The sequence below is a fragment of the Actinoplanes oryzae genome, from assembly GCF_030757795.1.
GTDB lineage: Bacteria > Actinomycetota > Actinomycetes > Mycobacteriales > Micromonosporaceae > Actinoplanes.
In genome coordinates this window covers 26171-45880 of sequence record NZ_JAUQWH010000060.1, presented here as the reverse complement: position 1 = coordinate 45880, position 19710 = coordinate 26171, and the positions used below count along the sequence as shown (strand labels likewise).

The window sequence follows — 19710 nt, the reverse complement described above, 5'->3', positions numbered from 1 at the left end:
ACCGCCTCGAACAGGCCGGCGGTCAGGTCGAACAGCGACGACGGATGCAGCACGTACGCGATCTCCGCGCGATGGTCCGCCGCCGAGCTGACGATGGCCTCCCGGTCGTCGCTGATGACCAGCTTCACCGGCAGCTCGGGGCCGGTGCGGGCGCGCTCGCCGCGGCGGATGCCCTCGAGGATGTTGTCCATGCGGCCGGGCAGCGTCACCGACGCCGGGTCGTAGACCACCCGGTAGCCGACGCGGCCGGTGGACAGGTGCCGGCGTTCCTCGTGGTTGGGGCCGTCGTCGCCGAGCTCGCCGGGCGGCACGAAGTAGGGCGGCTTGTCGAACGAGCGCACCTCGATCCGCGCCGAGCGCTGGATGCGGACGAACGCGCGGTACACGTGGGACGCGCCCTCGACGACCTCGATGCTCCGGGCGCGGTGCCGGGCGACCCGCTCGGCGTGGAACGCCTCGTCGAGCCGCTGGAGGTGCTCCTGCAGCCGGCCGAGCTCGTTCTCCCGCTTGGCGATGAGCACCGAGCCGGCGAGGGCGGGGGCCACCGCGGCGTATCGGGCGGGCCTGCCGGGCGTACGGGTGACGAGTCCGCGCCCGACCAGCTCGCCCAGCGCCCGGGTGACCCGTGGCGGCGGCAGCTCCGTGCGGGCCGCGAGCCCGGCGACCGTCGCCTGGCCCTGCGGGATCAGCGCCTCGTAGACCCGCGCCTCGGTCTCCGGGATCCCGACCGACTGCCACATCCGCGTCCCCTGTCGTATTCCTGCCACCTGGCGTGAAGCCGCATCGATCATCATCTTGTCGCATCTGGCGCAAGCATGTCAGCGTCCATCGATATGAAACGCATGTTGGGGTCGCTGGCCGCGATCCTCGTCGTCGCGGGATCCCTGATCGGGACGCCCGCCAGTGCCGCGCCCGCCGCACCTGCCGAGAAGCCCGCCGCGTGCAACGAGCAGCAGCAGGCCAAGGCGGGCGAGGTGCCGCGCGCCCGCTGCTACGCCGTCCAGTGGTCCGACCCGAAGGCGAAGCGCGCCGCCGCGGCGGGGCCGCTGCCCACCGCGCTCGGGCCCGCCGACATCCAGGACGCCTATCAGCTGCCCGACGGCGGCGACGGGATGACCGTCGCCATCGTCGACGCGTACGGATACACCAATGCCGAGGCCGACCTGGCCGTCTGGCGCGACCACTACGGGTTGCCCGCCTGCACCACCGACAACGGCTGCTTCCGCAAGGTCGACCAGCGCGGCGGCACCGACTATCCGCCGCAGGACGAGGGCTGGGCCGGCGAGCAGGCACTCGACCTCGACGCCGTGTCCGCGGTCTGCCCCCGGTGTGACATCCTGCTGGTCCAGTCGGACACGTCCTACATGGACGACATGGGCGCCGCGGTCAACATGGCGGTCGAGCTGGGCGCCATGGCGGTCTCCAACTCGTACGGCATCGACGGCGAGACCCCGTACGCCCAGCAGTTCGACCAGTACTACGACCACCCCGGCGTGGTCGTGACCGTGTCCAGCGGCGACACGGGCAACGTGCAGAGCTACCCGGCGACGAGCCCGTACGTCACCGGGGTCGGCGGCACCCGCCTCGACCGCGACGACTCCGCGCGCGGCTGGCACGAGACCGCCTGGGACGAGGCCGGCTCCGGCTGCTCGGTGTACGAGCCCAAGCCCGACTGGCAGGCCGGCGTGGACACCGCGTGCGCCAGCCGCGCGTCGGCGGACATCTCCGCGCTGGCGGACCCGGCGACGGGCCTCAGCGTCTACGGCACGTACGGCATCGACGGCTGGGCCCAGTACGGCGGCACGTCGCTGTCCGCCCCGCTCGTCGCGGCCATGCACGCGCTGGCCGGCGCGCCCACGCCGGGCACCTACCCGGTGACCTACCCGTACGCGACGGGCCGCGGCCTCTTCGACATCACCGAGGGCACCAACGGCACGTGCGGCGACCAGCTGTGCGAGGCGAGCCCCGGCTGGGACGGCCCCACCGGTCTCGGTTCGCCGCAGGGCGTGTCCGCGCTGACCCTCGGTGACAGCGGCGATGTCGTCGGCACCGTCACCGACACCGCCGGCAAGCCGATCAAGGGTGCGACGGTGACCGCGTCCTCCTTCACGGCGACGACGGGTACGGACGGCAAGTACGACCTGCACGCGACCGCCGGCACGTACGATCTCGCCGTCACCGCCTTCGGCTACAGCACCGCGGCGAAGAGCGTCACGGTGACCACCGGCGAGAAGGCGACCGCCGACTTCACCCTCACCGCGCTCGCCAGCAAGACGGTCAGCGGGGTCGTGAAGGACGGCTCGGGCCACGGCTGGCCGCTCGGCGCGACGATCACCATCGACGGCTACCCGGACGGCGCCGTCCACTCCGACCCGTTCACCGGCGAATACTCGGTGACGCTGCCCGCCGGCAAGGACTACACCTTCCACGTCTCCGCGGAGGATCTGCCCGGCTACGCCTCGTCCTCGCTGACGGTGAACGTGGCGGCGAAGAACGTCACGAAGAACATCGCCGTCCCGGTGCTCGAGGACTGCACCGCGCCCGGTTACGGCTTCCAGGACACCGGCGTCAGCGAGTCCTTCACCGGCTGGACCGGCACCACCGCCAAGAACGGCTGGACGATCACCGACGCGGCCGGCACCGGCCAGACCTGGAACTTCGACACCTACCGGTACGCCAACCCGGTGCCCGACAGCGACGGGGAGCTCGCGCTCGTCGACTCCGACATCTGGGGCGAGGGCGGGAAACAGGACACCTACCTCGTGTCGCCGGTCGTCGACCTGTCCGGCCACGCCAAGCCGGAGCTGGCCTTCGACAGCTACTACGTCTGGTTCCCCGACCAGTCGGCGACGATCGACCTGAGCCTGGACGGCGGGACGAGCTGGCAGGAGGTCTTCTCGCTGCCCAGCGGCGGCTACCACATCGACCTGCCGTTGCCCCAGCTGGCGAACCAGAAGAACGTGCAGGTCCGCTTCCACTTCGTCGGCGGGTGGAGCCGCAGCTGGCTGCTCGACAACGTCCTCGTCGGCACGCGCAGCTGCGAGCCGCTGACCGGCGGCCTGGTCGCGGGCGTCGTCAAGGACGACAACACGCTGGCGCCGCTGGCGGGCGCGGTAGTCACGAGCGACAAGCACCCCACCGAGTTCGGCGTGACCGACGAGGACGGGTACTACTGGCTGTACAGCTCGAGTACAGGCTCCACCACTCTTACCGCGACGAATGGCCGCTACACCCCGGCGGCGCTTAAGGTGAGCGTCAAGAAGGACGGGCTCAAGCGGGCGGACGTTCGCCTGAAGGCCGGCCTGCTGACCGTCAACAAGTCGTCCTTGAGCGCGGAGGTGGTGCTCGGCAAGTCCGCGACCGCGGGCACGATCACGTTCGGCAACGACGGGCAGAGTCCCGTGGCTGTCCACCTGGGCGAGGACAGCGGCGGCTTCTCGCCGTACGCGCACCAGACCGGCGCCGCGGCCCGCACCGTCAAGACCCAGGTCTCGGACGCGGAAGCCGCCGGCGCATCGCAAACCCCGCCCGTCCCGGTCGGCGCCGACGCCGCACCCTGGTCGGAGGTCGCCGACTACCCGGACGTGGTGCTGGACAACCTGGCGGCGGCCAGCCACGGCAAGGTCTACTCCGTGGGCGGCACGACCGGCTTCACCCGCTTCGACACGATGTACGTCTACGACCCGGCGACGAAGGCCTGGACCGCGGGCCCGAGCCTGCCCAAGCCGATCGCCGGGCACGCCGGTGGCTTCATCGGTGACACGCTCTACGTGACAGGAGGCTGGGACGGCACGACGGCGCAGAACAGGGCGACCTACGCCTACAGCCCGAAGACCGGGACCTGGACGCAGAAGGCCGACCTCCCCGCCCCGGCGGCGAAGGCCGGCAGCGCCATCGCCGGCGGCAAGCTCTACGTGATCGCCGGCTGCACCACGTCGTCCTGCACCCGGACGAACAAGGTGCACGTCTACGACCCGGCCACCGACACGTGGTCCGCGGCCCCCGACTACCCGGCGACCGTCAGCTACCTCAACTGCGGCGGCTTCGCCGACGAGGTGATCTGCACGGGTGGCACGGCCGGCGGGGCGAACACGTTCACCGACACGTGGACGCTGACGCCGGGCGCCGGCGCGTGGGTCAAGAAGGAAGCGCTGCCCGCCGACCTGTGGGGCGCGGCCACCACGGTCGCCAACGGTCGCTTCCAGGTCATGGGAGGCGTCGTCCAGCAGGGCAGCGCCATCACCAACCAGGCGTACGAGTACAACCCCGCGACCGACACGTGGGCGGCCCTGCCGAACGTGGGCTGGCCGACCTACCGTGGCGCGGCGGCGTGCGGCATCTACAAGGTCGGCGGCGCGTACAGCGGGCTGATCGGCACGCCGTGGGTCGAGACCCTGCCCGGCTACATCGACTGCGGCACCGACGTCCCGTGGCTGTCGCTCGGCAGAACCGACTTCACGGTCGCCCCGGGACGCACGGTGGCGGTCAAGGTCACGGCCGACAGCTCGGTGCTGGACCAGCTCGGCACGTACGAGGGGCAGGTGCTCGTCACGACCGATTCCCCGTACGCCACCCCGGCCCCCGTCGCGGTCTCGCTGACCGTGACCCCGCCCGCCACCTGGGGCCAGATCGCCGGCACGGTCACGTCGAAATCCGGCGCCGCCGTCCCCGGCGCCACGGTGGCGCTGTGCGTGTCGTACGACACGGCGACGGGCGACTGCGGCCCGGCGACCTACACGCTCACCACCGACGCCGGGGGCGCGTACCACCTGTGGCTGGACGCGAAGCTGGGCCCGGTGCAGGTGATCGCGGCCAAGGACGGCTACACCCCGGCCATGAAGCTCGCGTCGCTCACGAAGGGAACGACGACCACGACCGACTTCGCCCTGACCCCCAACAGCACGATGACCCCGGCCGCGGTGGCCGAGTTCCTGGCCGGCCACCGGCCCTGACCGCACGCAGCGCCCCGGCTCCGGCCGGGGCGTTGTTCATCGAGAAATGTCGCTACACTCGGCGGCACTGCGCGCCACTTCTCCAGGTGGGAGACGATCGTGGCCGAGCACAGCGCGAGCCGGAGCTGAGCGGGCATGTCCACGAGCTCGGCGCGGCCCGATGACCTGGACGCCTTCGTCGGCGGCAGCCGGGCGGCCGACGACGAGTTGCGCACCGAGGACGGCCGGACCCGGGCGGCGTACGCGGACTTCCAGGCCGGCAACCGCTGGGGCAGTCTCGACGCGTCCTCGCTGATCGCCGCGTTCGGCCGGTACATCGAGCTGAACGAGGCGGACGCCAAGTGGGTGGCGCAGATCGCCGCGGCCTTCCGGGCGGCCGGCGGCGACGGCGGGCCGACCCGGCTGCCGGACGCGGCGATCGAGGCGAGCCTGCGGGCCGCGGGGCTGACCGGCGGCCGGGCCTCGGTCACCTTCGACAGCCCGGTGGCGTACGGGTTCCCGGCCACCACCGGCTACGCGGACGACCCGGTCAACACGGCGAGCGGCAACTTCCTGCTCGCGGAGACCGATCTGCCCGGCGTCCTGCCCCTGCGCCGGACGTACAACAGCCGGTCGGACGTCGCCGGGGCGTTCGGGCCGGGCTGGTCGTCGTGGACAGATGCGCGCCTGACCGCCCGCGCGGACGGTGCTCACTACACGGGGCCGGACGGGCAGCGGGCGGTGTTCCCGCGCGAAGGCGAAGCGTACGGCCGGGTCATCGGCATCGGAGGCCGCGTCACCGCGGGCAGCCCGGGCTTGGTGCTGCGCTGGTTCGACGGACGGGTGTGGGAGTTCGACGAGGCCGGCCGGCCGGCGCGGATCGACGGGTCGATCACATGCGGGTACGAGGACGGGCGGCTGACGACGCTGACCCGGGCCGGTGGGCGGGCCCTGCGGTTCGAGTGGGCGGGCGGCCGGGTGGTGGCCGTGACCGCGTCGGACGGGCGGCAGGTCGGGTACACGTATCGGGACGGCCACCTGGTCGCCGCGGGCGAGCGCCGATACACAGTGGATGAGCGAATCGTGGCAGTGCTGGACGCGGACGGTGTTGCCGAGGCGACCAACACCTACGACGCCGACGGTCGGGTGCTGACCCAGGTGTCGCGGTTCGGGCAGCTCACCCGGTTCCTCTACCTTCCGGGCCACGTCACCGTGACGGCGGGCGACGAGGAGGACAGCCCCGCCACCACGTACGTGCACGACGACGCCGGCCGGCTGCTCAGTGTCACCGACGGGCACGGGCAGCGGCTGAGTCGTACCTATGACGCGTGGGGCAACCCCGTGCTGCTCACCGATCGCAACGGTGCGATCGAGGTGACGGAGTGGGACGAGCAGTGCCGGCCGGTCCGGCGGGTGCTGCACGGGGGCGCTGCGTTCGGCTACGCGTACGACGACGCGGGCCGGCCGGTAACGGTGACCGCGTCGACCGGTGCGGCGACCACCTTCCGGTACGACGGCGCGGAGCGCACACCGAGCGAGGTCATTGACGCGGAGGGCGGCATCACCCGGCTCGACGTCCGCGACGGGGTGATCCGGCGCATCACGGACCCGGACGGCGTCGTGCTGACCCTGCAGCACGACGCCGACGGAAGCGTGACCGCCACGACGGATGCCCTGGGCAACACCGCGCGCCTGGAACGGGATGCCACCGGCCGGGTCGTCGCGGCGATCACGCCGACGGGCCGGCGGACCACCTTCGCGTACGACGCGTACGGCTGGCCGTCGGCCCGCCGCGGCCCGGACGGGACGACTTGGCGCTGGGAACACACCGCAGCCGGCCGCCGGACCGCCGTCGTCGACCCGACCGGCGCCCGGCACGAGATCCGGTACGGCGCCCACGGCGGCATCGAGGCCACGATCGGCCCGCTGGGCGACACCGACCTGCGGCAGTACGACAGGCTCGGCAACGTCGTGCGGGTGCTCGCGTCCGACGGGGCGAAGTGGGACCACAGCTACGACGCGCTGTCCCGGCTGGTCAGTACGACCGATCCGGCCGGCGCGACCTGGCTGCGCGAGTACGACGTCGCCGGCCACCTCGTCGGCACTGTGGACCCGGTCGGCACCCACTACACGGCCACCGTCGACCTCGCCGGCCGGGTGACCCGGGTGGACGACGGCGTGACGTCCGCCGCGTTCGAGTACGACCCACTGGGCCGGGCGGTCGCGCAGATCCGGCCGGACGGCACGAAGACGCGGGCCGCTTACGACAGGTGCGGGCGGCGGACCACGGTCGAGGACCCGTCGGGCGGGGTCACCCGGATCGAGTACACACCGGCCGGCCGGGTGCTGCGGGAGGTCTCGCCGGGCGGCTGATCGCGGAGACCGACCCGCTGGGCCGCACCACCACCCTGGAGTACGACGCGGCCGGCCGGGTGGTCAGCCGGCGCGACGCCTCCGGGCGCCGGGTGCGCTGGACGCGGGACCGGTCCGGCCGGATCGGCTCGGTGGCCGCCGGCGACCGGGTGACCATCACCGTGGCCCGGGACGCGCTCGGCCGGGTCGTCGCGGTCGACGAGCCCGGTGCCCCGCGCATCGATCAGCGCTGGGACGCCTCCGGCCGCCTCGTCGAGCGCCGCCGGGGAGCGCTGGGCCTGACGTGGTCCTACGACGCGGACGGCAACCGGTCGGCCCTGGGCTTTCCGGACGGCACCCGGGTCGAGTACGACCACGACGGCGCCGGGCTGGTGTCGGCGATCCGTGATCCGGTGCTCGGCGAGATCACGCTCACCCGGGACGAGTCCGGGCGGCTGATCGGCGCCGGATCGGTGGCGAGCTGGGCGTACGAGGATGGTGATCTGGCCTCGTGCCGGGTGGGCGGCCGATCCGTTCGCCTGGACCGGGACACGGACGGCCGCGTCATCGCGGTCACCGAGAACGGCCGGACGACACCCTTCCGGTACGACGCGGCGGGTCAGCTGGTGGCGGCCGGTGACCTGGAGTTCGCCTATGACCGGAACGGCCGGCTGATCCGCGAGTCCTCGGTGGAGTATTCCTACGATCCGGCCGGTCAGCTGACCACCCGGCGGGCGGGCGACTCGGTGACCCGGTTCGCGTACGACGCTGCCGGCCGGCGCATCGCGGAGGACGGCCCGGACCGGCGGGTCGAATACCGATGGGACGATCTGGGCCGGTTGACCAGGATCGGCACGGTGGGCGTCACCGTGGACGGGCTCGGCGAGCTTGCCGAGGTCGCCGGGACTCCGGTGTTGTGGGACAGCACGGATCCGCTCGGGCCGCCGTGCTGGATCGGCGACGCACCGGTGCCGTGGGGCGACGGCTTCGCCGACCCGGCCGGCCGGGACGTCTGGGGCGCACCGGCCCGGCCCGGCGGGCCCGGCGCCGGCTTCCGGGGCGAGCTGGAGTTCGCCGGTCACGTCTGGCTGCGGGACCGGGTCTACGACCCGGACACCCGGTCCTTCCTGCAGCCGGATCCGCTGGAACCGGTCGCGGGCACCGCCGGGGCGGGCCACCCGTACCACTACGCCGGCAACAACCCGGTCGGCCTGGTCGATCCGCTCGGGCAGCGGCCGGTCACGGACGAGGCCCTGCGCGCCTACCGCGACCAGATGAGCCGGGGAGCCTTCGAGATCGCCGGCGACTGGCTGGGCGAGAACTGGCAGTACATCGCGGCCGGGGCCATGATCGTCGGCGGCGTGGCCCTGATGTTCACGGGCGTCGGCGGCGTGGCGGGCGTCGCGCTGCTGGCCACCTCGGGGGCGCTGATCTCCGGTGGCATCAGCGTGGGCGTCCAGAAGTACACAACCGGCACGGTCGACCCGGGACAGCTCGGCCTCGACATGCTGGTGGGTGGCGTCTCCGGCGGGGTCGGCGGCGCGGCCGGTCTGCTCGTCGGGGGCAGCCGGCTGCTGGCCGGCGCGTCGCCGCTGCTCCGCAACGTCGTGACCGGCGGCGTGAGCGGCGTTGCCGGCGGCGCGACCGCCCGCGGGGCCACCGGCCAGGACCCGTTCGACCCGCAGGGCATCGCACTCGACCTGCTGATCGGCGGGGGCGCCGGTGCGGCCGGCGGGCGGCTCGGCGGGAAGACGCGGCCCCGGGAGGAAACCGGCTGGACCCTGCCCGAGGCCGGCGGCGGCGCGAAGATCGGCGGCCGGTGGTACACCGAGCACGCGCTCGAGCGGATGGCGCCCGACACCCCGCAGGTCCGGGCGCTGCTGGAGCGGCGAGCGCTGGACCGCGCGGCGCGGGAGGGGCTCACCCCGGGGACCAGGGAGTTCGGACAGTGGTGGGCCAAGTACGGTCCCAGCCCGCGTAACATCCCTCCCAGCGTCGTCGAGGCCGAGATCGCCAACCCGGGAACGACCGGCGTGAAAGTCATAACCAACTCGAACGGCGACGTGGTGACGGTGATCCCGCAATGACAGAGTCCGAGCGCCCCACCGTGGTGATCGGCGCGGCCGAGGCCGGCACGGTGACCATCTCGGCCCTCGGGCGCGTGCACGGCTCGGCGAGCGACTTCTGGGACGGCAACTGGCTGCACACCCCGGTCGACATCGCCGTCGGCGGGTTCACCGGCGACATTCCGGCGAGCCTGCGGGCGGAGGAGTTCCGTGCCTTCCGCGAGGAGCTCGAGCGGGTCTACGCCGACCTGACCGGCACCGCGACGCTGAAGTCCATGGAGGACTGGCTGCACCTCACGGTGGCCGTGGAGGCGCGCGGCCTGATCACCGTGACGGGGCGGGCGATCGACGCCCACGGCAGCGGCAACCAGCTGCACTTCCGCATCCGCGGCCTGGACCAGAGCTACCTGCCACCGGTGATCAGCGCCCTGATCGCGCTGGAGGAGGCCTTCCCGGTGCTTGGGACACCACAGTAGACTTGCGGGGTCGACTGTCACGGGGGTGCACATGTTCGCCGGCGTGATCGTAAGCCTGACCGCACTGCTCACGATCGGGGCGGTCGCGCCCGCGGAGCCTGGTGCGCTCAAGGAGCCCGTGCGGGGTGTGCTCGACCGCAACGGTCCGGCGCCCGCGGCGTACGCGTCGGTGGTCGACGCCTTCGTCGTCCGGGTGAAGTGGAAGGATCTGCAGCCGGCCCCGCAGGAGCTGAACACGTCGGCGATCACCGCCGCGCTGGCCACCGGCAGGCCCTTGCGGTTGCGGGTGACGGCCGGGTTCGACGCGCCCGACTGGGTCAAGACGCTGGGCGGCCGGGCGGCGCTGCCGTGGTACACCGAGGCGACCGGCGGTCCGGCGGGGTGGATCGGCGCGTTCTGGACCCCGGAGTTCGGGGCGGCCTACCGGGATCTGCAGGTCCGGCTGGCGGAGCTGTACGACGACACCCCTCAGCTCCGCGAGGTCGTCGTCTCCCGCTGCACGACGGAGTTCGCCGAGCCCTACATCCGGCAGACCGAGCGGCTCGCCCGCAACCAGACGGCTCTGCAGGGGGCCGGCTACACCGCCGCCGACGACGAGCAGTGCCACCGCGACGAGATCGCCGCCCACGCGGTCTGGACCCGGACCCGCTCCTATCTCGCCTTCAACCCCTACCAGCGGATCGACGAAACGACCTGGACCGCCTCGGTGGACCCCGCCTTCACTCGGTCGATGATCGACCACTGTCGCACGGTGCTCGAGGACCGCTGCGTGCTCGGCAACAACTCGCTCGATCCCGACCGGCCCGCCACCTACCTCAGCATGTACGCGTACATGGCGGGCAAGGGCGCCCCGATCGGCTTCCAGACCGCGACGGCGGCGAAGATCTGCGCGGACGCCGACCCGTGCCCGCCCGAGCTGTGGAACGCCACCCTCGACATGGCCCTGGACTACGGCGCCGGATCGGTCGAGCTGCCCCAGGGCGTCACGGGCTACACCTCCTGGCCGATCGAGGAGATCCCGCCCTACCACGGGTTGCGCCACTACGACACCGCGCTGAGCCTCACCGGTGCCAGCGCAGCGGGCCGGGGTTGATCGACCACCAGGCGCGGCGCCACCAGGGGCGATCCTTGCGCAGAGCCTCCGCGTACGCCACGACCTGCGCGCCCGCCCGCGAGGCCTGATCCTCGTCGGCGGCGCCGGGGGCGAAGGCGACCGTGTTGACGCCCTGCACCAGATCGTCCAGCGGGGCGGCCGGGCGCAGCGCCAGCGCGGCGGCCTCCGTGGCGGCCAGGTGCGGCGGCACGGGGTGGCCGGCGAGGCGCTGGGCGTCCGTGAACTCGAGCCAGGCGCCGGTGATCCGCTCGTCCGGGCTGCCGGTGGTGAGCCGGCGGCGGCGCAGCCCGGCCCGCAGGAGCAGCAGGGCCGTGACGAGGGCGGCCAGCAGCAGGACGCCGCCCGAGGACACGACGATCGGCGTCGTCGCGCCGCCGCCCGGGGCCGGGGGCTCGGCGACGGCGGCCGGGGGCGTGGAGGCGGGCGGCGTACTCGGCGGGGTGGCCGGCTCGGACGACGGCGGCGGATCGGACGGCTTGGGGGTGAAGTCCTCCTCGACCGGGGTGGGCTCGTCGCTCTTGGGCATCGGGTCGAAGGCGACCCAGCCCAGGTCGTCGAAGAGCACCTCGGGCCAGGCGATCGCGTCGGCGCCGGTGACCGTGCCGCCCGCGCGTGGGGCGTCGAAGCCGACGGCCACCCGGGACGGCAGGCCGGTGAGCCGGGCGAGCAGCGCGAACGACGCCGCGAACTGCTCCGACGTCCCGACCTGGCCGCCGCGCTCGCGCTTGCCGAAGAGGAAGTACTGCAGATTGGGGTACGCGTGCCCGCTCGGCGCGTCGGCCACCTTCTTGTAGTGCCCGGCCAGGAACTCCTCGATCGCCGCCGCCCGGTCGTAGGCGGCGCCGTTGCCGTCGGCGAGCTGGTCGGCGAGGCGCTGGATGTTCTCCGGGACGCCGGCGCCGACGGTCAGATAGCGCACCACCGCGTCGCCGCTGGGGGAGTCGGCGGTCGGGAGCAGGTTGACGTCCGGCTCCTGGCTGTCCGAGGTCACCGTGTACGTCAGCCCCGGCGTCAGCGCCTCGGGCCGGATCACCGTGCCGGTCGACGCGTCGTACGCGATGCGGGTGCCCTCCACCCCGGCCGGCGTGGGCACGACGGGCAGCAGCCGCCCGGTCAGCTCGTCGACCGTGATCCGCTGGGTGACCCGGGTGACCGGCACGTCGGGCAGCGCCGCCGGGGCGGGCAGCACCCGGCCCGCGTTGCGATAGGTCGCGCCGACCCGCCACGTGATCCCGTCGTAGTCGGGAAGGACGGCCAGCCGTAGCCGCGTCTTCCCCTTGCCCGTCCCGGTCGGGCCCACCTCGAGCAGCTTCTGGTCCGGTGCGAGCGCCCAGCCCGAGATCCGGTTGAGGGGGCTCTCGTCGAGGCTGTCCACCTGCGGCGGCTCGACGTACTTGCGGGGGTCGACCGGGGTGGCGCTCACCCGGCCGCCGACCCACGGCCCGGCCACCGCGATCAGCCCGAGCAGGACGACCAGACCGGCTGCCGCGCCGACGGGCTTCTTCCCGGGTACGCGCGCCGGCTCCGCCGTCCGGCCCCGGCTCGTCACGGCCAGGGCCAGCACCACCAGCCCCGCGAAGGCGAGCGTGGGCCACCCGGCGCTGCCCGCGTTGGGCCCGATCACGTAGAGCGCGCCCGCGTACAGGGCCGCCGGCGGCACGCATCCGAGCAGCACCCGCCGCGACCGGACGGCCACCTCGTGGGCGAGCAGGCCGGTCAGCCACGCCGCCACGACCGGGACGACCACCGTGTCCGGGGTCGGCTCGACCGGGATCATCGCCGTGAGCAGCCGCGGAATGCCGTTGACCAGGGCGTCCCGGACGATCTGCGCCAGCGGCCCGGCCAGCTCGGCGCGGTCGGCGGCGACCTTGAGCGCCAGCCCGGTGTAGCCCGCGAGCAGCAGCACCGACACCGGCGCCACGGTCCACGAGGGCAGGCGCCGGGTCGCGGCCCCGGCGCCGACGGACAGCACCGCCGCCCCCGCCACCAGCTGTGTGAGCAGATCCCCGGAGTAGATCCGGCCGAGCACCACCCCGGCCAGCGCGACGAGCGCCGCCACGACCACGGGAACGACGATGCGCCTCACCACCCGCGGACCCCGTCCCAGGCGCCCGCGAACTGCTCGCCGGTCTCGGCCTCGATGACGATGACGCCGCCGCCCGCTGCCACCGGCGTCGCGTCCCGGTCGCCGAGCAGCCCCGCCAGCACCACCGCGTACGGGCCGCGCAGCGCGCTCACCGCGCCGAGATCCGCCCGCCCGCCGGGGCCCGTGAGGTACACGAGCGTGTCGCCGAGCCGGCTCTGGCGCAGGCTGCGTACGGTCGCTTCGAGGTCGCCGTCGCCCGGGACCGCCTCGGTCAGCACGTCGAGATAGGGTCCCTGTGCCCGCCCCGACACCAGGTGCAGCGACACCGGCAGGTCCTCGCGCACCGCCGCGGCGATGATCGACGCGGCCGCCTCGCACGCGATCTCGAACGACTCCGGGTCGCGGCCGGGATGCGCGCCCGCCCGATCGTCGAGCAGCACGACGATCGTCGGCTCGCTGGTGTCCAGCTGCTCGCGGACCATCAGCTCGCCGACCTTGGCCGAGCTGCGCCAGTGGACGCGGCGCAACTCGTCACCGACCACGTACTCGCGCAGCGAATCGAACGTGATCGTCCCGTGCGGCACCTTGTCGATGCGCCCGTCGAGGCTGCGGGCCATGCCGGCGGGCACCGCGCGGAGCAGGTGGATCCGCGGGTGCACCCAGACCGTCGCGGTGCCCCCATAGGTACGCGACAACGTCAGCAACCCGAGCGGATCGGTGCGCGTGACCCCCAACGGCCCGACCGGCACCACGCCCCGGCGGGTGGTCGGCACGGGATAATCGACGGTGGTGTCGCTGCCGGGCCGCAACCGCAGCAACGGTACGGGCACACTCCCGCCCCCGCACCGGTCCACGGCGACCAGGTTCGCGGCGCGCAGCCGGCTGGTGTTCCGCACGGTCAGCGTCATCCGCGCCGCCTCGCCGCGGGCGACCCGATCGGGATCGGCGACCCGCTCGACGCCCAGCCGGGGCCGCCAGACCGCGAACACCGCCCCGCACCCCAGCGCCGCCACCGCCGCCGCCCCGAGCAGCGCCAGATCCGGATACCCGAACCGGAACCCGAGCCCCAGCAGCACCACCGCGGCCAGCACCACCCCGGCCCCGCGGCTGGTGACGCCCCGCAGCCGCCGCAAGCCCCGCAGCCGCCTCACGCCCCGACCCGGGGAGCGTCGGCCACCCCGCCCGCCGCCGGAGGCACCGCATCGGGCACCCCGCCGGACGCCGGATAGCTCCCGCCGGGCACGCCGCCGGGCATCGGACGAGCCGCGTCGGACATTCCGCCCGGTGCCGGATAGGTCGCGCCGGGCACGCCGCCGGGCGTCGGGTAGCTCGTGGCAGCACCATTCGCATACGGCCCAGGCGCGGCGACCCCCGGCCCACCGACATGCGGCGACGCGACGGCGCGATCGGGCCCGCCGGCGTAAGGCGAGGCCGCGGCGCGGTCGGGTCCGCCGGGGTAGGGCGAGGCCGCGGCGTGGTCGGGTCCGCCGGGGTAGGGCGAGGCCGCGGCGTGGTCGGAGCCGCCAGTGCCGCGGGGTGAGGGCGCGGCGTGATCGCGGCCGGTGCCGCGGGCTGAGGGCGCGGCGTGCTCGAGGCCAGGGCCAGGGCCGGGGCCGGGGGTGGGACCAGGGCCGTTGGCCGGGAGCGGGACGGCGACCGAGCGCACCGCGTCGTCGAGCACCTCGGTCGGCGTGACGCCGCGGAGCTGGGCGTCCGCCGACAGCAGCACGCGGTGGGCGAACACCGGCTCGACGAGCGCCTTGAAGTCCTCCGGGAGCACGTAGCCGCGGCCCTGGATCAGGGCGTAGGCCGACGCCGCGCGGGTGAGGGCGATGACGCCGCGGGGGCTGACGCCGACGCGGACCTGGGCGTGGTTTCTCGTCGCGGCGGCGAGGCGGACGGCATAGGTGTAGAGGGCGTCGGCGATGTGCACCCGCTGGGCCAGCTTGACCATCTCGCCGACCGTGGCCGTGTCGGTGACCGGATCGAGGGTGTCGGGGGAGCGGCCGGCCGCCCCGCGCAGCACCTCGACCTCGACCTCCTCGGACGGGTAGCCCACCGACAGCTTGACCAGGAACCGGTCGAGCTGGGCCTCGGGCAGCCGGTAGGTGCCGTCCATCTCGACCGGGTTCTGCGTGGCGACGACCAGGAACGGCTGCGGCACCGGGTGTGGCACGCCGTCCACGGTGACCCGGCGCTCCTCCATGACCTCGAGCAGCGCCGACTGCGTCTTGGGGGAGGCACGGTTGATCTCGTCGGCGATGACGATGTTGGCGAAGACCGGGCCGGGGTGGAACTCGAAGCCGCGGCTGGCCTGGTTGAAGATCGTGACGCCGGAGACGTCCGAGGGCAGCAGGTCGGGCGTGAACTGGATCCGCCGCCACTGCCCGCGCACCGCCGAGGCGAGCGCCCGGGCCAGCGTGGTCTTGCCGACCCCGGGCACGTCCTCGAGCAGCACGTGCCCCTGGGCGAACAGCGCGGTCAGCGCCAGCCGCACCACGTCGGGCTTGCCCAGCACGACCGTGCCGACGCGGGCGGCGAGCTGCGCCGCGATGTCCGCGAACGTCCGGACGTGCTGGGGCGGGATGGGTTCGGTCGTCACGGTTTTACCTCGGGGGAGCGGCTCAGCAGGTCGGCAGGTCGTTGATGTTGTCGCCGCCGTCGAGATTGATCCAGGCCCACGGGATGTAGTTCTTCCCGTCGTAGTTCACCTGGACCCACCACGTGCTGCGCTTCTCGTTGTTGTAGATGTAGGCGTAGACAGACTCACCCGACTTCTTGCAGTAGGCCTTGAGGCGGGTGCCGGGCTCGGCCCAGCCGACCTGCTTGTCGTTGTCCTGCTGGGTGACGCTGAAGATCTCGTTGCCGTTGCGACCCTCGACGTCCTTGTTGCAGTAGGTCGCTTCCTCGCCGCTGGAGCCGTTCTTGCAGGTGGCAGTCCCGTAGAGGGCCGCGGTCGTCTGCGCGCGGGTCTTGGTCGTCTCGCCGGCCGCGTTCTTGGCGGTGACCGTGAACGTGTACGCCGTGCTGGGCTTGAGCCCGCTCACCTTGAGGCTGGTGCAGCTGCCGTTCGCGGAGCCGCCGCCATCCGAGGCGGTCATCGAGCACGTGGCCGTGCCGCCGCCCGCGTCCACGGTGAACGACACCGTCGCCGTGTCGAAGGTCGCCGACGACCCCGTCACGGTGACGCCGGGCTTGGCGACCGTGCGGGCCGTGGCCGAGCCGGGCTCGCCCTCGCCCGCCTCGTTGACCGCCTTGACCTCGACGGCCACGGTCTCGCCCTCGCCGAAGCCGGTCAGCGTTGTCTGCGTCGCCCCGGTGACCTCCGTCGTCTTCCCTCCGGCGGTCACCACGTATGTCGTGACGGGCCGGCCGTTCTCCGCGGGTGCCGCCCACTGGACCTGGATCGTGCCGGGCTGGTCGCCGACCGTCGCGGCGTCCACGCTCTCCACCTTGCCGGGCTTGGTGAACGGCACGACGCTCTGGCTCACCGGGGACGCCTTGGAGCCGGCGCCCCGCGCGTTGACCGCGACGACCGTGAACGCGTACTGCTTGCCGTACTCCAGCTCGCCGTCGGGGATCGTCAGCGACGTGCCGCCGTCCTTCACGTCGCCGATCGGGGCGCTGCCGCCCTCGCTGATCGCGGTGACCGTGTAACGCTCGATGTCGACGCCCTGGCCGTTGGCCGCGGGCCAGCCCACCGTGACGCTGCCGTCCGGCTTGGCCTCGGCGGTGACCGCGGTGGGCGCGTCGGGCACCTCGGCGGTCGGCTTGACCGCGTTGCTCTCGCGGGCCGGGCCGTCGCCCTTCTTGTTGACCGCGTGCACGGCGAACCGGTAGGTCTCGCCGTTGGTGAGCCCGGTGACCACGAGGGCACGCTGATCCGCGCCGACCTGGAACGACTTGTCCGCGCCCACGACCACGTAACGCGTGATGGAGGCGCCGTTGCTCGGCGCGGCCCGCCAGGTGACGCGCACCTCGGCGTTGCCGGCGGCGGCCCGGACGTTGCGGGGCGCGCCCGGCTTGCTCGCCGTGGGCTTCTTCGGCTTGGGCGGCGGGGGCGGCGGATCCGGCGGGGTGGGCGGCGGGTCGCCCCCGAGCACGTCGTCGGCGTATTTGTCGACGCTGCGCACCTGGTGGGAGTCGTCCACCACGCGGGCCGTCGAGGCGCTCGGCGCGTTGATGAACAGGTAGTTCTCCCGGACCTCCAGCTCCAGCGGACCGCCCGGGTCCTTGAAGCCGATCGGCTTCTGCTCGGCGCCGGCCACGTCGAAGACGTGCACCGAGTCGCTGTCCGCGTCGGCGACGTAGAAGAAGCCCTCGTAGGGCACGGCGGGCTGCAGCGCGTCGGCGTCCCCGTCGCCGGGCACCGTGAACGTGGCGGTCGTGGCGCCGTCGCGCACGGCGAAGACCTTGCGGGTCTCGGGCACCGTGACCGGGACGACGTCGCCCTCCACGTGGGCGGGGAGCGTGCCGAGGCCGTCGAGCGGCAGGGTGACCGACTGCTTGGCCTTGCTGGTGATCGTGGTCAGGGCGTTGGTGGTGCGGTTGAGCACGGCGACGCCGTCCTCCAGGGTCGCCAGCGCGAGATCGTGGCTGCCGGCGGCGACGGCCTCGGTGCGCACCTGGGCGGGCCCGGCGGCGCCGGCCCCGGAACCCGCGCCCGCCGTGGAGTCGGGCAGCGGCGCGGGGGTGATCGCCGACACGGTGCCCTCGGCCGGCAACGCGATCCACAGCTCGCCCTGGCCGTCGAACTCGCCGCCCGCGATGCCCGGCGGATAGTGCAGCGGCTCGCCGATCCGGCCCAGCGTGCGCGGGTCGAGCTGGGTGACCAGGCCCTGCACCGAGTCGATGACGAACGCGGCGTCCTCGTGCAGCGCGACGTGCACGCCGATGCCGGCGGAGGTGGAGAACTGCTCGTGCGCCTCCCGGAGCGACGTCAGGTCCATCGTGCTCACCTTGCCGGTGCTCGCGTCGCGCAGCAGCACGAAGCGGTCATTCTGCACGATCTCGACGCCGTGGGTGCGGGCGCGCGGGACGTCGACGCGGGTGTCCACGCGGGCGGTCACGCCGTTGACCCGGGCGACCTCGCCCTTGCCGCGGCTCCACATCCAGGACGCGGCATCGAAGCTGGCCACGGCCTGGTCGGCGGCGCCCAGCCCGAGGACCGTCGCGCCGAGCCCGGCGACGAGCGCCATCACCACACCGAGCGTGACGAGGCCGCCACGGCTGCGCCAGCGCCTCCGTTGTCGTGCCGTGCCGGCATCCATGCTGCTCAAAGCCCGTGTCCCTCCCCGTGTGGCGGCTGCTGCCCGTCCAGGACGCAGGCCATCATAGGGTGCCGGGGGCTGCGGTCGACATCGGTGAAGTCACAATTGTGGATAACTGTGGTTGCATGTAGTGATCATTTACTTCCGGTCGAGCTGCCCGGGTCTGCCTGGTCGCGGCGGGTGCAGGTCTGCGGGGACGTCGAGAACTGGGACTAGCCGTAGACCGCCACGATGGCGAAGCAGTAGTCCAGCTTCTCGTTGAGGCCATTGAGGTCGAACGACGTCGTGGCCGGGCCGACCTCGCCCATCGGGCGCAGCTGGGAGCCCGACTGGGCGCCGGTGATCATGAAGGAGGCGCGGCCGTTCGCCGGGTCGGACCAGAAGAGCTGGACTGACGCTCCGTAGTCACGGAGGCGCACATCCGTGGGCGCCGGGCCGCTCAAGGTTGGCACATCCGACTCGCCGGGCTTGTCACCCGGATCGGCGAGCACGACGACGAGGGCGACCACGGCGATGGCGACGCCGAGGACCGCGGCGATGGCGGCGAAGAGGGCCGGCGCCCGCACGCCGAAGGACGCGGACCGGGGCGGTGGAGCGGCTGCGGGAGCCGGTTGCGGCGGTGCCGACACCGGCTGCCGCTGCTGAGGTACGACCGGAAAGTGCTGCTCCGGCGGAAAATGCGGCTCCGACGAAAAGCGCTGGAAAGGCACGACAGGCGAAGACGCGACAGGCGAAGGCGCGACGGGCGAAGGCGCAACGGATGGAGGCACGACAGGGGAAGGCGCAACGGATGGAGGCACGACAGGGGAAGGCGCGACTGATGGAGGCACGACAGGCGAAGGGGCAACCGGTGGAGGAGCAACGGGAGTGGGCAGCTCCATGCGTACCGTCGGAGGGTCTTCACCCAGATAGGCCCGCGCCTGCGTGACCATCCAATGGTCCGCGCCCAGCGCCTGCGGCCCGTGCGCCGCCACCCGCCCGAAGGCCCGCCGCGCCTCGTGCCTGTTCTCCATCTCCTCGGCGACCAGCCCGAGCTCGTACGAAATGGTCAGCATCAGCGGATCGGCATCGCCCAGCCGCCACTGCCCGGCGGCGAAGGACTCCTCCAGGACCCGCCGCGCGCCGCCGGTGTCCCCGCCCCGGCGCAGGATCACGGCCAGCTGGTGCGCGGTCGTGAGCACGTCGGGGTCGTCCTCGCCGAGGCTGGCGCGGCCGACGTCGAGCGCCTGCTCGAGCAGCAGGACGGCCTGCACGGGATCGCCGGCGCCGGCCAGCGCCTGCGCGCGCTGACGGCTGCCCTGGAGAGAGGTCGGCTGGGACACGCAGCAATGCTGCCCGAGTCGGTGCGATCACGCCAGTACGCATGGTCACTCCGTAGCTGATTGGCGCATACAGCAATCTTCTCCGCCCATGAC

The 19710-nt window shown here is 73.3% G+C and carries 10 protein-coding genes and 1 pseudogene; 5 read left to right on the top strand and 6 right to left on the bottom strand.

Annotated features, from left to right (window positions below):
- Positions 1-740, bottom strand: a 740-nt coding sequence (locus RBH18_RS20620) for a TrmB family transcriptional regulator (protein WP_306210190.1), incomplete at its 3' end; no start/stop codon positions are given.
- A gap of 93 nt (positions 741-833) precedes the next feature.
- Between RBH18_RS20620 and RBH18_RS20615 the strand changes: the two genes are divergently transcribed.
- The 5 genes from RBH18_RS20615 to RBH18_RS20595 all read left to right on the top strand — a co-directional run bounded on the left by RBH18_RS20615 (position 834) and on the right by RBH18_RS20595 (position 10918).
- The gene (locus RBH18_RS20615) at positions 834-4952 is read left to right on the top strand and encodes a carboxypeptidase regulatory-like domain-containing protein (RefSeq protein ID WP_306210188.1); all 4119 of its coding nucleotides are present in this window, start codon (positions 834-836) and stop codon (positions 4950-4952) included.
- A gap of 135 nt (positions 4953-5087) precedes the next feature.
- A complete protein-coding gene (locus RBH18_RS20610) occupies positions 5088-7304 on the top strand; it encodes a DUF6531 domain-containing protein (RefSeq protein WP_306210186.1) in 2217 nt (738 codons plus the stop codon).
- The gene (locus RBH18_RS20605; RefSeq protein WP_306210184.1) at positions 7202-9370 is read left to right on the top strand and encodes an RHS repeat domain-containing protein; all 2169 of its coding nucleotides are present in this window, start codon (positions 7202-7204) and stop codon (positions 9368-9370) included. Before RBH18_RS20610 ends, RBH18_RS20605 begins: the two co-directional genes overlap by 103 nt.
- The gene (locus RBH18_RS20600) at positions 9367-9825 is read left to right on the top strand and encodes a WapI family immunity protein (protein WP_306210183.1); all 459 of its coding nucleotides are present in this window, start codon (positions 9367-9369) and stop codon (positions 9823-9825) included. Before RBH18_RS20605 ends, RBH18_RS20600 begins: the two co-directional genes overlap by 4 nt.
- A 43-nt stretch (positions 9826-9868) precedes the next feature.
- Entirely contained in the window at positions 9869-10918 is a 1050-nt protein-coding gene (locus RBH18_RS20595) for a hypothetical protein (RefSeq protein WP_306210181.1), read from the top strand.
- On the opposite strand, the gene RBH18_RS20590 is transcribed toward RBH18_RS20595, so the two are convergent.
- The 5 genes and pseudogenes from RBH18_RS20590 to RBH18_RS20570 form a co-directional block, all read right to left on the bottom strand.
- Positions 10887-13028 carry a DUF3488 and transglutaminase-like domain-containing protein gene (locus RBH18_RS20590; RefSeq protein WP_306210179.1) on the bottom strand — a complete coding sequence of 714 codons (2142 nt, stop codon included), beginning with the start codon at positions 13026-13028 and terminating at the stop codon, positions 10887-10889. The genes RBH18_RS20595 and RBH18_RS20590 overlap by 32 nt on opposite strands.
- The gene (locus RBH18_RS20585) at positions 13022-14158 is read right to left on the bottom strand and encodes a DUF58 domain-containing protein (RefSeq protein ID WP_306210194.1); all 1137 of its coding nucleotides are present in this window, start codon (positions 14156-14158) and stop codon (positions 13022-13024) included. Before RBH18_RS20585 ends, RBH18_RS20590 begins: the two co-directional genes overlap by 7 nt.
- A 503-nt stretch (positions 14159-14661) precedes the next feature.
- Positions 14662-15627, bottom strand: a pseudogene (locus RBH18_RS20580) (AAA family ATPase); the annotation flags it as partial.
- Between the two features lie 22 nt (positions 15628-15649).
- A complete protein-coding gene (locus RBH18_RS20575; RefSeq protein ID WP_306210178.1) occupies positions 15650-18304 on the bottom strand; it encodes a fibronectin type III domain-containing protein in 2655 nt (884 codons plus the stop codon).
- A gap of 203 nt (positions 18305-18507) precedes the next feature.
- On the bottom strand, positions 18508-19617 hold the full coding sequence (locus tag RBH18_RS20570) for a fibronectin type III domain-containing protein (protein ID WP_306210176.1): 1110 nt from the start codon (positions 19615-19617) through the stop codon (positions 18508-18510).
- Positions 19618-19710 lie beyond the last annotated feature (93 nt).